This window comes from Aromatoleum toluvorans, assembly GCF_012910905.1.
In the GTDB taxonomy this organism is placed as follows: Bacteria; Pseudomonadota; Gammaproteobacteria; order Burkholderiales; family Rhodocyclaceae; genus Aromatoleum; species Aromatoleum toluvorans.
In genome coordinates, this window is the sequence record NZ_WTVN01000004.1 from 141595 (window position 1) to 155245 (window position 13651).

The window sequence follows — 13651 nt, forward strand, 5'->3', positions numbered from 1 at the left end:
GTCCTGCGTACCGTGCGTCGCATGCCTGTCGAACCCAGAGGAATACCAGGCATCAGGACCTGTTGAGCCTCTGAATCGCGATCGTCAATTCCGGGAGCGATCGCATTTGCATCTTGTTCATGACGTTGTGTCGGTGCACCTTTACAGTGCTCTCGCTCACGCCCAGTTCACCCGCGATGATCTTGTTCTGCTTCCCTTGCGCGACCAGAAACATGATTTCCTTTTCCCGTGGAGTCAGGTGCTCATAGCGCTCCATCAACTCTGCTGTCTTGAGTTTGTCGTCGAAGCTGGCGCTCACGCGCGACAATGCGGCGGTGATTGCATCCAGCAACTCGAAGCCCTCGAATGGCTTTCGCAGAAAGTCGATGGCTCCGCCCTTCATCGCACGCACTGCATCCGGGACGTTTGCATTGCCCGTGATAAAGACAATGGGGAGATCCGTCCCTCGTTGAGCCAGGCGTTCCTGCAGCGCCAAGCCGTCCAAACCGGGCATCTGGACATCGAGCACGATACAGGCAAAATCATCGAGCTCCTTGGCCGCCAGGAACTCCAGCGGCGACTCGAATACCTTGGCGATCATCCCCTCCGCGCGAATCAGGCTACTTAGCGACTCGCGAATGGACGCATCGTCATCGATGACATAAACAGTAGGCGTAGTTGCCGGCGATGTAGTCACGGTGCGCTGCCCCACGAATTTCGTCGTCCAAGGTAGTCGCCGTTCGATCGCCGCAACGTTGGGACAACGCCCCGACCGAGCGCTTTTTTCAACAGCCTCAAGAGTGAGCGGGTTCATGGCGTGAGCTACACGACTCGCGTCTTCCCGACGCTTGTCTTCCGGCAATTGGATTTCCGACACCACGCCTCCTCGATGGTCCGATCGCCGACGACCTTGGTGATGCGCCCGCGGCCTTCGATGGGCCTTCGGGCTGGTGCCGGCAAGCTGTACCTGTAGCACGTCCATTGCCGGCACCCATGGGCAGGAGAGCGCCGAAGCGGTGGTTCCGCAAGGTGGGGCAACAACCCCAGTTTAAGAAATATCGAGATTTATTGCAAACACCAATGATTTCGATGGTATGGAAACTGCGGCCACGGGGAAGCGAGGCCGGGCCGGGGATCTTCGTCTCAGCGCCTGCCGCTCAGGCGGTCGTTTTTTTCAGTCGGTAGTTGAGCTGCGGCCGCGTCATGCCGAGCATGCGCGCGGCCGCAGCGAGATTGCCGTTGGCGCGCTGCACGGCGCGCTCGAGCAGGTCGTGCTCCAGCACTTCGAGCGAAATGCCGGCGTCGAGCAGCGCGTCGGTGAGGTCGGGGCCGACGCTGGGCGCCTTGGGCGTCAGGGTCTGGCCGAGCTTGCCGCTGCCGTCGATGCAGGTGTGCGCCGGCGGGGCAGGGGGCGCGCCGACGAAGAGGTGTTCGACTTCGATCCAGCCGTTCTGCGGCGCGAGGATGACGCCGCGCTCGATGACGTTTTCGAGCTCGCGCACGTTGCCCGGCCAGCGCTGCGTCTTCAGTGCCGTCATCGCGCGGTCGGTGACGCCGGCGATGCGCTTGTCGTGGAGCGAGCGGAAGCGGTCGACCATCGTCTCGACGAGCAGCGGGATGTCGGCGACGCGTTCGCGCAGCGGCGGGATCGTCACCGGATAGACGTTGAGGCGGTAGAACAGGTCGCGCCGGAAGCGTCCGTCGGCGACGCCTGCTGCAGATCGACGTTGGTCGCCGCGACCAGCCGCACGTTGATCTTGCGTGTGCGCTCGTCGCCGAGGCGCTCGATCTCGCCTTCCTGCAGCACGCGCAGCAGCTTGGCCTGCGCGGGCAGCGGCAGCTCGCCGACTTCGTCGAGGAACAGCGTGCCGCCGTCGGCGCGTTCGAACTTGCCTGCGCGCGACGCGTCCGCGCCGGTGAAGGCGCCGCGCTCGACGCCGAAGAGCTCGGATTCGATCAGCTCGTCGGGCAGCGCCGCGCAGTTGACCGCGACGAAGGGCGCGTCCTTGCGCGCGCTGAGCTCGTGCAGCGCGCGCGCGAAGCGTTCCTTGCCGACGCCGGTCTCGCCCAGGAGCAGCACCGAGACGTTCGTCGCAGCGGCCTTGGTGACGAGCTCGTAGGCCTGGCGAAAGCCGCTGGAGGCGCCGATCAGGCTCGGCATCGCGGCGGGGCAGACGATGCTGCGGCGCATCGCCTCGACCTCTTCGCGCAGTTCCAGCAGGCGGCCGACGATGGAGTCGGGCTCGAAGTAGGGGATGAGCTCGTGCGCGTCCGGCCATTCCTCGGCCGGCTTGCCGACGATGCGGCATTGCCCGGCGCCCATCGCCGCGCACTCGACTTCGCGGAACAGGATGAAGCGACCAGTGAAAGCCGTGGTGTAGCCCGAGGCGTAGCCGATCATCATCCAGCACACCGGATGGTCGACTTCGCCGAACTGCTGCACGTGGACTTCCGCTTCCCACGACTGGTGCCACAGGAATTCGCCGTAGAAGCTGCGGGCGTCCTCGTCGATGTCGAGGCGCACCGGCTCGACTTCGACGCAGCCTTCGAGCATGTGCAGTTGCGGGCCGACGACGAACATGTCGGCGAGGCTGCCGCCGCCGCGGATCTTGCGCGCGAGCTCGGCGTCGCGCAGGCCCGACGCGAAGCCCATGCGGGTGAGGATGCGGCGCGCCTGCTCGCTGCCGACCGATGCGATGAGTTCCTTGCGCAGCTCCGATAGCGCGGCGGTATGAAGCAGCACCATGCGGTGCTCGCCGAGCCAGATCAGGCCTTCCTTGGCCGAAAAGCGCAGCAGCTGGCGCAGGTCCGAATTCTCGGGGTAACGGATGTCCTTCACCTCTCCTCCTGGGGTCGCCCGCCGGCGGTGGGCCGGGGGGGCGGGGCTGCGGCCGGGCTCGCCGCGGTGAACACCGCGGTCGGCCCGGCCGTCGTTGTACGAACGATATACCACAGACGCGCCCTGCGTGCCGCGACGTTCGCCCGGTCCTCCGAGCTATCTTGCCACAAAAATTGAAATCTCGAGATTTGCGGATGGCGCGAAAAAAAGCGGCACGGATCTTGTTTGTAGCGGCAAGACGGTGGTCCGGCGGTGATCGGATCATCAACGACGAGAGACCGGCGCAGGCCGGCGAAGCGAGGAGACAGAGAGATGAGCGAGCGTTTTTCGGTGCGGATCGAGGACAGTGGCGAGGTGTTCAGCTGCACGGGCGAGCAGAACCTGCTGCGCGCGATGGAGGTCCTCGGCCGGCGGGGGATTCCCGTCGGCTGCCGCGGCGGCGGCTGCGGCGTGTGCAAGGTGCGCGTGACCGAGGGGCAGTTCAGCACGCGCAAGATGAGCCGCGCCTGCCTTTCCGCGGAAGAGGAGCGCGACGGCGTGATACTCGCGTGCAAGGTGTTCGCGGCCAGCGACCTGTCGCTGCGCGTCGTCGGCGGCCTGAGCAAGGCGCTCGCGCGCCCGCGCTACTGACCCGGCAATCCATTCCAACCGTTCGCCCTGAGCCTGTCGAAGGACGGCGGCCGCCTGGCGGGCCGCGAAGGGCCAGCGCTGTGCCGGGCCCTGCTGCAGCGCGCAAAAGCGGCTTCACCATTTGATCACTTTTTTTCGGGCGGATTGATCATTTGATCGATCGGAAAATTGCGGCGATAAGTAAAAATATCGAGAAAAAACGTAAACGCCAGAAAACATCGGTAATTGCGACATATGGCACGACTCTTGAGTGCTATCTCGGGGCGGCACCGCAAAACAGACCAAATGAACGAGGAGATGCAGGCATGGATGCAAACAGCCCCGGAATCGACATCGACCGCAAGTACGTGCGGCTCGTCGAACGCCGCGCCGACGGTCTCGTGGAGTTCGAGTTTGCGATCGGCGAGCCGGATCTGTGCGTCGAGATGCTGCTGCCCGCGGAGGCCTACGAGCAGTTCTGCGCCGCGCACCGGGTGATCCGCCTGGATCCCCGCGACGCGGCGCCGGTCGCGGACGACGCGGAGGGCTGGAGCTGGAACATGCACCAGGCCACGCAGCAGCGCTTTCGCTGAGCACTTGTAAAGAAAACCAAGGAGGAGACCTCAATGCAAATCGATCTGCGCACGGTGGCGATCAAGCCGCTGCGCCAAACCTTCGATCACGTCGCGCGCCGCATCGGCGGCGACAAGCCCGCCTCGCGCTACCAGGAAGGCACGTTCGACCTGCAGGCGACGGCGAATTTCCAATACCGTCCGACCTGGGATCCCGAGCACGAGATCTTCGACGCCGGACGCACGGCGATCCGCATGGCCGACTGGTATGCGTTCCGCGATCCGCGCCAGTTCTACTACGGCGCCTACACGCTGGCGCGCGCGAAGCAGCAGGACACCGCCGAGGCGAATTTCGACTTCGTCGAGTCGCGCGGCCTCGCCGCCGCGCTGCCGGCCGAGCTCACCGCGACCGTGCTGAAGCTCCTCGTGCCGCTGCGCCACGTCGCGTGGGGCGCGAACATGAACAACGCGTCGATCTGCGCCTACGGCTATGGCACCGCGTTCTCGCAGCCGTGCATTTACCACGCGATGGACCAGCTCGGCATCGCGCAGTACCTGACGCGCGTCGGCCTGCTGCTCGGCGACGCCGATGCGCTTGACGAGGGCAAGCGCGCGTGGACCGCGGACGACGCCTGGCAGGGCCTGCGCCGCCTGGTCGAGGACAGCTTCGTCGTGCGCGATCCGTTCGAGATCTTCGTCGTGCAGAACGTCGTGCTCGACGGCCTGCTGTATCCGCTGGTGTTCGAGACCATCGTCGACGACGTGCTGTCGGCGGACGGCGGCACCGCGGTCGCGATGCTCACGCAGTTCATGACCGACTGGTTCGGCGAGACGAAGAAATGGGTCGATGCGACGGTGAAGACCGCCGCCGCCGAGTCGGCCGAAAACCGCGCGCTGCTCGCGCGCTGGACCGCGCACTGGCGCGACCGCGCCGCCGCGGCCCTGCTGCCGGTGGCGCGCATCGCGCTCGGCGAGCGCAGCGACGAAGTCGTGGCCGAGGTCGTCAGCCAATTCAACGCACGCCTGGCGAAGGCCGGCGTCGAGATCTGAGGAGCCCGTGATGTCGACCGTATTCATCGCCCTGCAGACCAACGACGACACCCGCCCGATCATCGGCGCGATCCTCGAGGACAACCCGCACGCCCGGCTCAACGAGCAGCCGGCAATGGTGAAGATCGACGCCGAGGGGCGGCTGGTGGTGCGCCGCAGCTCGATCGAGGAGCGGATCGGGCGCGATTTCGACCTGCAGGAGCTGCACATCAACCTGATCTCGCTGTCGGGCAACATCGACGAGTCCGACGACGAGCTGACGCTGAGCTGGGGCGCCTGAGCGCCCGCCGCAAGAACAGAGAGGAGACCGGATTCATGGACATGCAAGTCGCGAAGAAGAAGCTCGGCCTGAAGGAACGCTACCAGGTCATGACGCGCGGGCTCGACTGGACGCCCTCCTACCAGAAGATGGAGGACATCTACCCGTACGCCGCCTACGAGGGCATCAAGATCCACGACTGGGACAAGTGGGAGGACCCGTTCCGGCTGACGATGGACGCCTACTGGAAGTACCAGGCCGAGAAGGAGCGCAAGCTCTACGCGATCATCGACGCCTACGCGCAGAACAACGGCCACCTCAACGTGACCGACGCGCGCTACCTCAACGCGGTGAAGCTCTTCCTCACCGGCATCAGCCCGCTCGAATACATGGCGCACCGCGGCTTCGCGCACGTCGGCCGCCAGTTCCCCGGCGCCGGCCCGCGCGTGGCGTGCCTGATGCAGTCGCTCGACGAGATCCGCCACGCGCAGACGCAGATCCATTCGCTGTCGAACTACAACAAGTACTACAACGGCTTCCACGACTTCCGCCACATGCTCGAGCGCGTGTGGTACCTGTCGGTGCCGCGCTCCTTCTTCGACGACGCGGTGACCGCCGGGCCGTTCGAGTTCATGGTCGCGATCGGCTTTTCGTTCGAGTACGTGCTGACCAACCTGCTGTTCGTGCCTTTCGTCTCGGGCGCGGCCTACAACGGCGACATGGGGACGATGACCTTCGGCTTCTCCGCGCAGTCGGACGAGGCGCGCCACATGACGCTGGGCCTGGAGGTGATCAAGTTCATCCTTGAGCAGGACCCGGACAACTTGCCCATCGTGCAGCGCTGGATCGACAAGTGGACGTGGCGCGGCTACCGCGTGCTGACCCTGGTGGGCATGATGATGGACTACATGCTGCCCAAGCGCATCATGAGCTGGAAGGAAGCCTGGGAGGTGTATTTCGAGGAGAACGGCGGGGCGCTGTTCAAGGATCTGGCGCGCTACGGCATCCGTCCGCCGAAGTGGCTGGACCAGATCTCCTTCGGGCGTGCGTATCGCATCCCTGCCGGCTGCCTCGTCGGCAGACGTTCCACTAGGTGGAACGAGGGGCCTTTCTCCAGTTAATCTCGAGATTTATGTTGAAGATATCCGTGCAGCGCGAGCGCTGCGCACAATAACTCGAGGAGACAGTCATGAACCACCTTCCGCGGCTTCTTGCGAAGCTGTGCGTCGCCGCCGTCGCGCTGGCGGCCGCGCTGCCCGCCGTGCACGCCGCCCCGCCGGCGAAGCGGCCCAACATCCTGCTCATCGTCGCCGACGACCTCGGCTACACGGACCTCGGCGCCTACGGCGGCGAGATCGCGACGCCCAACCTCGACCGGCTCGCGGCCGGCGGCGCGAAGCTCACCGGCTTTTATGCGTCGCCGTTCTGCTCGCCGACGCGCGCGATGCTGATGTCCGGCAGCGATAACCATCTCGTCGGCTTCGGCGACATGGCCGAGCTGATGCTGCCCGAGCAGCGCGGCAAGCCGGGCTACGAGGGCTATCTGAACGAGCGCGTCGTGCCGATGGGCCAGGTGCTGAAGGACGCCGGCTATCGCACCGTGATGGCCGGCAAATGGCATCTTGGCGTGAAGGAGGAGATGAGCCCCGCGGCGCGCGGCTTCGAGCGTTCCTTCGCGATGGTGCAGGGCGGCGCGAGCCACTGGGGCGACCAGAGCGGCATCGTCGCGCTCGACCCGGCGAAGCCGCCGAAGGCGGTCTACCGCGAGGACGGCAAGTCGGTCGAACTGCCGCGCGAAGGCTTCTATTCGTCCGAAGCCTTCGCGACGAAGCTCATCGACTACCTGAAGGCCGACGCGCCGAGCGGCAAGCCCTTCTTCGCCTACCTCGCCTTCACCGCGCCGCACTGGCCCTTGCATGCGCCCGACGAGGACATCGCGAAGTACGCCGACCGCTACAAGGACGGCTACGACGCGCTGCGCCGCGCGCGCCTCGAACGCATGAAGGCACTCGGCCTGATCGCTGCCGATACGCCGGTGTACGAGGGGCATCCGTACTGGCCGAAGTGGGAGTCGCTCTCGGCCGCCCAGAAGCTGTCGGAAGCGCGCCGCATGGCGGTGTATGCGGCGATGGTCGACAACATGGACCGGCAGATCGGCCGCGTGCTCGATTACCTGAAGCAGACCGGCGAGCTCGACAACACCTTCGTGTTCTTCATGTCCGACAACGGCGCCGACGGCAACTCGGTGTATGACGTCGCGCACACCCGCGAGTGGATCCACCACGACATGGACAACAGCACGCCGAACCTCGGTCGGCCGGGATCGTTCGCGGAGTACGGGCCGGGGTGGGCGCAGGTCGGCATGACGCCGTTCAAGCTGTACAAGTCGATGCTGTACGAGGGCGGCATCAGCGTGCCGGCGATCGCGTGGGGGCCGGGGATCGAAGGCGGCTCGGTGAAGCGCGAGTTCGCGGACGTGATGGACGTCGCGCCGACGGTCTATGAGCTGGCCGGCGCGAAGCATCCGGGCACGTCCTACCAGGGGCGCGAAGTGCTGCCGCTGCGCGGCAAGTCGATGCTCGCCTACCTGGAGAACGGCGCCCGCGCCGTGCATGGGGCGGACGAGGCGATCGGCTGGGAGCTGGGCGGGCGCAAGGCGCTGAGGAAGGGCGACTGGAAGATCGTGTATGCGAACAAGCCGTGGGGCAGCGGCGAATGGGAGCTGTACAACATCGCCAAAGACCGCACCGAAAGCGAGAACCTCGCGGCGCGCCACCCCGAGAAACTGAAGGAGCTGCTGGCGGCCTGGCGCCAGTACGTCGCCGAAACCGGCACGCTCGAAATCGAGGGCCTGGCGTCGCGCCCCGGTTACAGCAACGGCGGGAAGTATTACGAGGACCTCGCGCTGGAGGCCGCCACGACCGGCAAGGCGGAGCCCCGCAGCGCCGCTCCGGGCAAGTGAGCAGGGGCGGGCGCGTCCGCGTGCCGTAAGACCCGTTTCCGCAACGCAAACAGCACGACGAGGGGCGTGAGGCCCGGGTTTCCCCGTGGTGGGCCGGGCGTGCCCTGCGCCTCGTCGCAATAGATCAAGGAAAACACGATGAAAGAACACTTTGCCATGCTCTCCCGTGCAGCCGTTCGTGCGTTGTCCCGCAAGGGAGCCGTCGGCGCCTGCGGCGTGCTGGGATTGATCCACGCACTGTCCGCGACCGCGGCGGATGTCCTGCCCGGCGCGTTCACCGCCTTGCCCGTGGGGATGTCGGCGGTCCAGGTCTTCCAGACCCATGTCGAACGCGACAAGCAGTACGTCGATGGGCATGCGCGGCCGATCGACGCGCGCCTCGACTCGGACGTCTCGATGCTGAGATATCACAGGCTCATCGAGGTCGGCGGCTACACGGTCGATCCGAACATCATCGTTCCGTATGTGGAGCTGGAGGGAAAGCGCGACCTGTCGGCGTTCGGGAAGGAAAGCGGCCTGGGCGACGCCGTGCTCAACGCCATCGTGTGGCTGGTGAACGATCCGAAGAGCCGGACCTTTTTCGGCATATCACCGTACCTGTATGTTCCGACCGGCCATTACGAGCATGATCAACGCCTGAATGCCGGCGAAAACCGCTGGAAATTCGCCCTGCAAGCCGGCTACACGACTGCGTTGAGCGACAAGGTCCTGTTCGACCTCACCGGCGATGTCACGCTGTTCGGCAAGAACGACGATTTCGGCCGCGCCCGCGCCGATCTCGAGCAGGACGAGGCCTATCAGGTGCAATCCTATCTGCGCTACAAGCTCACGCCCGCGTTCGAAGCCCATGCGGGGCTCTCGCACGTGTGGGGCGGTGAAACGAAGGTCGGCGGCGCAAGGCAGGGGAACGAGCTCCGGACCACGAAGTACATGCTCGGCGCCTCGTACATGTTCGGCCCCGCGACGCAGCTGCTGGCTCAGTACGGGCGGGACATCTCGGTGGAGAATGGCTTCCGCGAGTCGGGCAAATTCCTCCTGCGATTCACGCAGATGTTCTGACGGCCATTGCGCAAGACGCGCCGCCGGGGGTTTAGTGTGATCCGGCCCGATGGGTGAGGCGGACACCCGGGCGGTCGCGGGGAGGTGAACATGTTCGGACGCGTTGTCCTCATCGGTATCGCGGCGCTGGCGGCGCTGGCGGCGCTTGCCGCGCACGCCCGCACGCCGCAAGGCGCGGCGCGTCCGGACTACGTCCCCGACGCCCGGTGCCTCGCCTGCCACCCGGCGCAGGCGGCGCTGTGGGCCGGATCGAAGCACCGCCTGGCGATGCAGCAGGCGACGCCCGCGAGCGTGCTCGGCGACTTCGATGGGGCGCGCTTCGCCGGCGCCGACGAGGCGGTGCGCTTCTTCCGCCGCGGCAAGGATTTCTTCGCGCGCACCACCGGCGCCGACGGCGTCGAACGCGATTTCGCGGTGACGCATACGCTCGGCGTCCGTCCGCTGCAGCAGTACCTCGTGCCCTTGCCCGGCGGGCGGCTGCAGGCGCTCGCGGTGGCGTGGGACATGCGCGCGAAGCGCTGGTTCGCGCTGTATCCCGAAGGCGGGATCGCGCCCGGTTCGTCGCTGCACTGGAGCGGCCGCTACCAGAACTGGAACCTGATGTGCGGGGAATGCCACACGACCGCCTATCGCAAGCAGTACGACGAGGCGCGCGACACCTACCGCACCACCTGGGCGGCGGGCGAGGTCGGCTGTCAGGCCTGCCACGGCGCGGGGCGCGCGCATGCCGAGAGCGCGGCGCGCATCGCGTCCGGCGGGGCGAAAGGGCCGCCGGTGCCGACGCCCAACCGCGCGCTGCAGCCGGCGCACGCGCAGGTCGACCAGTGCGCGGCCTGCCACGCGCGCCGCACGCGGCTGCAGGAGCACGCCGAGCCGGGGGCGCCGCTGCTCGACAACTTCGTGCCGGACAACCTGCGCGCCGACCTGTATCAGGCCGACGGCCAGCAGCTCGGCGAAGTCTTCGAATACGGCTCGTTCCGCCAGAGCCGCATGTACGCGGCCGGCGTCGCCTGCAGCGACTGCCACGAAGCGCACGGCGGCAAGCTGCGTGCGAGCGGCAACGCGCTGTGCACGGCGTGCCACAATGCGGCGCCGCCGGCACGATTCCCGGGCCTGCAGGCGAAGCGCTACGACTCGCCCGAGCACCACTTCCACGCCGAGGGCGGCGCGGGCAGCCAGTGCGTCGACTGTCACATGCCGGCGCGCAACTACATGATCGTGCATGAGCGGCGCGACCACGCGATCCGCATTCCGCGCCCCGACCTCACGCGCCGGATCGGCACGCCCAACGCCTGCGCCGGCTGCCACGCGGACCGCCCGGCCGAATGGGCGGAGGCCGCCATCCGCGCCCGCCACGGCGAGCGCAGCCGCCCGGAGCATTACGGCGAGGTCTTCGCCGCGGCGCGCGCGGGCCGCGCCGACGCCCCCGCGCGCCTGGCCGCGCTCGCCACCGACGCGGCCCAGCCCGGGATTGTGCGCGCGAGCGCGGTCGAGCTGCTCGGCAGCTTAGGCCTGCGCACGCCGCAGGCCGCGCTCGCCGACGCCGATCCGGTCGTGCGCGCGGCGGCCGCCGCGGCCTTCGCGGTGCATCCCAAGGCCGAGCGGCTAGCGGCGCTGCCGCCGCTGCTCGACGATGCGCGCCGCGCAGTGCGCATCGCCGCGGCGCGCGCGCTCGCCGACGTCGCCGACGACGAGCTGCCGCCCGGGCATCGCGCCGCGCGCCGCCGCGCACTCGGCGAATACCTCGCCGCGCAGCGGGCGATGGCCGACATGCCGGCGGCGCAGCTCAATCTCGCCTCGCTCTTTGCCGCGCAGGGCGACGTCGCGCAGGCCGAGCGGCATTACCGGCGCGCGATCGCGCAGGATGCCTCGGTCAGCGATGCCCATGTCGGCCTCGCGACCGTGCTCGCGGGGGCGGGGCGCGGCGACGAGGCCGAGCGCGTGCTGCGCGACGGTGTGCGCCATGCGGCCCGGCCCGGCGAGCTGCATTTCGCGCTGGGCCTGCTCGTCGGCGGGCGCGGGCAGTGGCAGGAGGCGGCACGCGAGCTGGAGGCGGCCGCCGCGCTCATGCCGGGCGACTTCCGCGTGAGCCGCAACCTCGCCATCGTGCGCGAGCGGCTGCGGGCGGGGCGCTAGCGGCTAGCCGGCCGCGACGGGCGCTGCGGCGTCGCGCGCCGCGGCGATCGCGGCGGCGGTGGCCTGCAGGTCGCCGAGGTGCGCCTCGACGACCTTGGCGCGCAGGCAGTAGCGGCGCGGCCAGATCATGTTGATGCAGCCCTGCACGCCGTCGGCGGCAAGGATGGGTACTGCGATCGCGTCGAGCCCGTCGTCGAACTCGCTGATGTCCTCGACGCCGCCGCCGAAGATCGCGTCGCGCACGGCATAACCCTGGCGCTGCGTCTCGTCGAGGATCGCGTCGATTTCACGGCGCAGCACGATCGCGCTGCGCGGGTTCTCCGGCGGATGGGCGCGGTAATGCGTCATCACGTCGTCGCGCTGCGCCTGCGTGCAGAACGCGAGCCAGGCGCGCCCCGGGGCCGACAGGAAGAGGTCCACGCGGTAGCCGAGGTGGTAGCGCGGGTTCATCGACAGGCCCGACAGGCGCCGCGAGCTCTCGGCGAGCTCCATCATGTAGTCCTTGTAGACCAGCAGGTCGGACGGCCACAGCGCCTTGCGCTGCAGCGCGGCCAGGTGCGGGGCGGCGAGCTCGGCCAGGCGCTGCGTCGCCTCGGGCGGGCGCTGTGCGGCCGGCAGCGCGATGGCACGCCGCCACAGCCCGTCGTAGATCGCGCGCCACGCGATGCCGGCCTGCTCCAGCGTGTGCAGGATGCGCAGCAGGGTGGGTTTCGGCAACCCGGTCGAGTCGTGCAGCTGCTGCAGCGAGCGGCCTTCGCTCTGTCGCAGCAGCTGCAGCACTTCGAGTCCGCGTTCGAGTGCGCGTATCGATTTCATCCTTCGGTCCCGGGTGCGGACGGCAGGGCGCGTGCCGCGTCGGCGCGGCGTCGCGCGCTCAGGGGCGCTTGCCGCGCGCGAAGAAGTCCTGCGGCATCTGCTTCACGGCGTCGAGGGTGCGCAGGATGTGTTCGGACAGGATCGAGGTCGCGCGCGTCGCGTCGCGCGCGAGCGTCGCGTCGACGAGCGCCTGGTGCTCCGCATGGATGTCGCGCGGGATCGGCTGGCGGAACAGACTGATGCGCCGGTAGCGCTCCGACTGCTGGTAGAGGATGTGCTGGAAGTGGCGGATCCAGCGCGACGGGCAGGCAGCGATCAGCGCCTCGTGGAAGGCGCGGTTGCGCTTCTCCCAGTCCTCGGTGGCGCCGGGGTCGTGCTCGGCGAGCTTCTGCTCGGCGCGCGACAGGCGATGGAAGGCGCCGACGAGACCCGCTTCCCATTCCTCGTTGCCGCGCGCGATCGCCTGCCGCAGCGCCTCGGTCTCGAGCAGCACGCGGGTGCGCGTGATGTCCTCGAAGTCGGCCAGCGAGATCGGCGCGACGCGGAAGCCGCGCTGCCCCTGGCCGACCACCAGCGCGTCGGTGACGAGCAGCAGCAGCGCCTCGCGCAGCGTGCCGGCGCCGACGTCGTACTGCTCCTTCAGGTGCTCGACGCGCAGCTTCTCGCCCGGCGGGTGCATGCCCTCGATGATGTCGCGCCGCAGCCGCTTGTAGGCGGCCTCGACGAGGGTCTTGGGCTCGTCGGCCTCGAGGGGGTCGGAAACGGTGGCGTCGATCATGGCAGCCGGAAGTTCAAGGATGTGTAGGGAAATTCTAGCCGACTCGCTTCTTCCGCGCAGCGAAAAAATATCGAGATTTTGTGTTGACGTCGAGATTGAGAGGAATTATCTTGAATCCGACGCCGCAACATCGCTCGCAGGAGAGCCACCGATGAAAGTCGCAGTCCCGCAATCCACCGTGTCCTGGGAAGCCGCCCACGCGGCCGTCGCGGCCGCGGTGCGCCATGCCGAAGCGCTCGGCCTGCGGGTGAACGTCGGCGTCGCCGATGCGGCAGGCAACCTCGTCGCCTTCCTGCGCATGCCCGGCGCCTTCCCCCAGTCGATCGACATCGCGATCGACAAGGCCTACACGGCCGCCGGTTTCGGTTTCCCGACCGGCCAGTGGATGGACGTGGTCGCCGGCAACGAAGGCATGAAGCTCGGTTTCTCGGCGCGGCCGCGCCTGGTGGTGTTCGGCGGCGGGCTGCCGATCCGCGTGGCCGGCGAACTGATTGGCGGCATCGGCGTGTCCGGTGCCTCGGAAGAACAGGACGGCGCATGTGCGCGCGCAGGGCTTGCGGCGATCGGCGCCGACATCCAGGACTAGCGGAGG

At 67.9% G+C, this 13651-nt stretch carries 11 protein-coding genes and 2 pseudogenes; 9 read left to right on the plus strand and 4 right to left on the minus strand.

The window, feature by feature from the left end; genetic code table 11:
• Positions 1-52: 52 nt before the first annotated feature.
• Both GPA22_RS04635 and GPA22_RS04640 read right to left on the minus strand, forming a co-directional pair.
• Positions 53-856, minus strand: coding sequence for a response regulator transcription factor (locus GPA22_RS04635; RefSeq protein WP_343035952.1), 804 nt, complete (start codon positions 854-856; stop codon positions 53-55).
• Positions 857-1136: 280 nt separating this feature from the next.
• A pseudogene (locus GPA22_RS04640) lies at positions 1137-2818 on the minus strand (sigma 54-interacting transcriptional regulator).
• 312 nt (positions 2819-3130) lie between these two features.
• On the opposite strand from GPA22_RS04640, the gene GPA22_RS04645 reads away from it, so the two are divergent.
• The 8 genes and pseudogenes from GPA22_RS04645 to GPA22_RS04680 all read left to right on the plus strand — a co-directional run bounded on the left by GPA22_RS04645 (position 3131) and on the right by GPA22_RS04680 (position 11465).
• Entirely contained in the window at positions 3131-3448 is a 318-nt protein-coding gene (locus tag GPA22_RS04645) for a 2Fe-2S iron-sulfur cluster-binding protein (protein ID WP_169254925.1), read from the plus strand.
• 305 nt (positions 3449-3753) lie between these two features.
• The gene (locus tag GPA22_RS04650; RefSeq protein WP_169254926.1) at positions 3754-4020 is read left to right on the plus strand and encodes a phenol hydroxylase subunit; all 267 of its coding nucleotides are present in this window, start codon (positions 3754-3756) and stop codon (positions 4018-4020) included.
• 33 nt (positions 4021-4053) lie between these two features.
• Entirely contained in the window at positions 4054-5049 is a 996-nt protein-coding gene (locus tag GPA22_RS04655) for an aromatic/alkene monooxygenase hydroxylase subunit beta (RefSeq protein WP_169254927.1), read from the plus strand.
• 10 nt (positions 5050-5059) lie between these two features.
• Positions 5060-5329, plus strand: coding sequence for an MmoB/DmpM family protein (locus GPA22_RS04660; protein WP_169254928.1), 270 nt, complete (start codon positions 5060-5062; stop codon positions 5327-5329).
• A 35-nt stretch (positions 5330-5364) separates the two neighbouring features.
• Positions 5365-6345, plus strand: a pseudogene (locus GPA22_RS04665) (ferritin family protein); the annotation flags it as partial.
• 152 nt (positions 6346-6497) lie between these two features.
• Positions 6498-8270: an arylsulfatase gene (locus GPA22_RS04670; RefSeq protein WP_169254929.1), complete on the plus strand. Its 1773-nt coding sequence runs from the start codon at positions 6498-6500 to the stop codon at positions 8268-8270.
• A 138-nt stretch (positions 8271-8408) separates the two neighbouring features.
• Complete coding sequence (locus tag GPA22_RS04675; protein WP_246264074.1) at positions 8409-9329, plus strand: transporter; 921 nt, start codon at positions 8409-8411, stop codon at positions 9327-9329.
• A gap of 90 nt (positions 9330-9419) precedes the next feature.
• Positions 9420-11465 (plus strand): cytochrome c3 family protein, encoded by a 2046-nt coding sequence (locus GPA22_RS04680; RefSeq protein ID WP_169254930.1) that lies wholly within the window; start codon positions 9420-9422, stop codon positions 11463-11465.
• Between the two features lie 3 nt (positions 11466-11468).
• On the opposite strand, the gene GPA22_RS04685 is transcribed toward GPA22_RS04680, so the two are convergent.
• Together GPA22_RS04685 and GPA22_RS04690 are read right to left on the minus strand one after the other, a co-directional pair.
• Complete coding sequence (locus GPA22_RS04685; RefSeq protein WP_169254931.1) at positions 11469-12281, minus strand: helix-turn-helix domain-containing protein; 813 nt, start codon at positions 12279-12281, stop codon at positions 11469-11471.
• A 58-nt stretch (positions 12282-12339) separates the two neighbouring features.
• A complete protein-coding gene (locus GPA22_RS04690) occupies positions 12340-13059 on the minus strand; it encodes an FCD domain-containing protein (RefSeq protein ID WP_169254932.1) in 720 nt (239 codons plus the stop codon).
• Between the two features lie 151 nt (positions 13060-13210).
• On the opposite strand from GPA22_RS04690, the gene GPA22_RS04695 reads away from it, so the two are divergent.
• Positions 13211-13645 (plus strand): GlcG/HbpS family heme-binding protein, encoded by a 435-nt coding sequence (locus GPA22_RS04695; protein WP_169254933.1) that lies wholly within the window; start codon positions 13211-13213, stop codon positions 13643-13645.
• Positions 13646-13651 lie beyond the last annotated feature (6 nt).

Excerpts from the sequence above, each read along its gene's own strand:
- GPA22_RS04645 (WP_169254925.1), top strand. The coding sequence starts at position 3,131 with ATGAGCGAGCGTTTTTCGGTGCGGATCGAGGACAGTGGCGAGGTGTTC.
- GPA22_RS04650 (WP_169254926.1), top strand. The coding sequence starts at position 3,754 with ATGGATGCAAACAGCCCCGGAATCGACATCGACCGCAAGTACGTGCGG.
- GPA22_RS04655 (WP_169254927.1), top strand. The coding sequence starts at position 4,054 with ATGCAAATCGATCTGCGCACGGTGGCGATCAAGCCGCTGCGCCAAACC.
- GPA22_RS04660 (WP_169254928.1), top strand. The coding sequence starts at position 5,060 with ATGTCGACCGTATTCATCGCCCTGCAGACCAACGACGACACCCGCCCG.
- GPA22_RS04670 (WP_169254929.1), top strand. The coding sequence starts at position 6,498 with ATGAACCACCTTCCGCGGCTTCTTGCGAAGCTGTGCGTCGCCGCCGTC.
- GPA22_RS04675 (WP_246264074.1), top strand. The coding sequence starts at position 8,409 with ATGAAAGAACACTTTGCCATGCTCTCCCGTGCAGCCGTTCGTGCGTTG.
- GPA22_RS04680 (WP_169254930.1), top strand. The coding sequence starts at position 9,420 with ATGTTCGGACGCGTTGTCCTCATCGGTATCGCGGCGCTGGCGGCGCTG.
- GPA22_RS04685 (WP_169254931.1), bottom strand. The coding sequence starts at position 12,281 with ATGAAATCGATACGCGCACTCGAACGCGGACTCGAAGTGCTGCAGCTG.
- GPA22_RS04690 (WP_169254932.1), bottom strand. The coding sequence starts at position 13,059 with ATGATCGACGCCACCGTTTCCGACCCCCTCGAGGCCGACGAGCCCAAG.
- GPA22_RS04695 (WP_169254933.1), top strand. The coding sequence starts at position 13,211 with ATGAAAGTCGCAGTCCCGCAATCCACCGTGTCCTGGGAAGCCGCCCAC.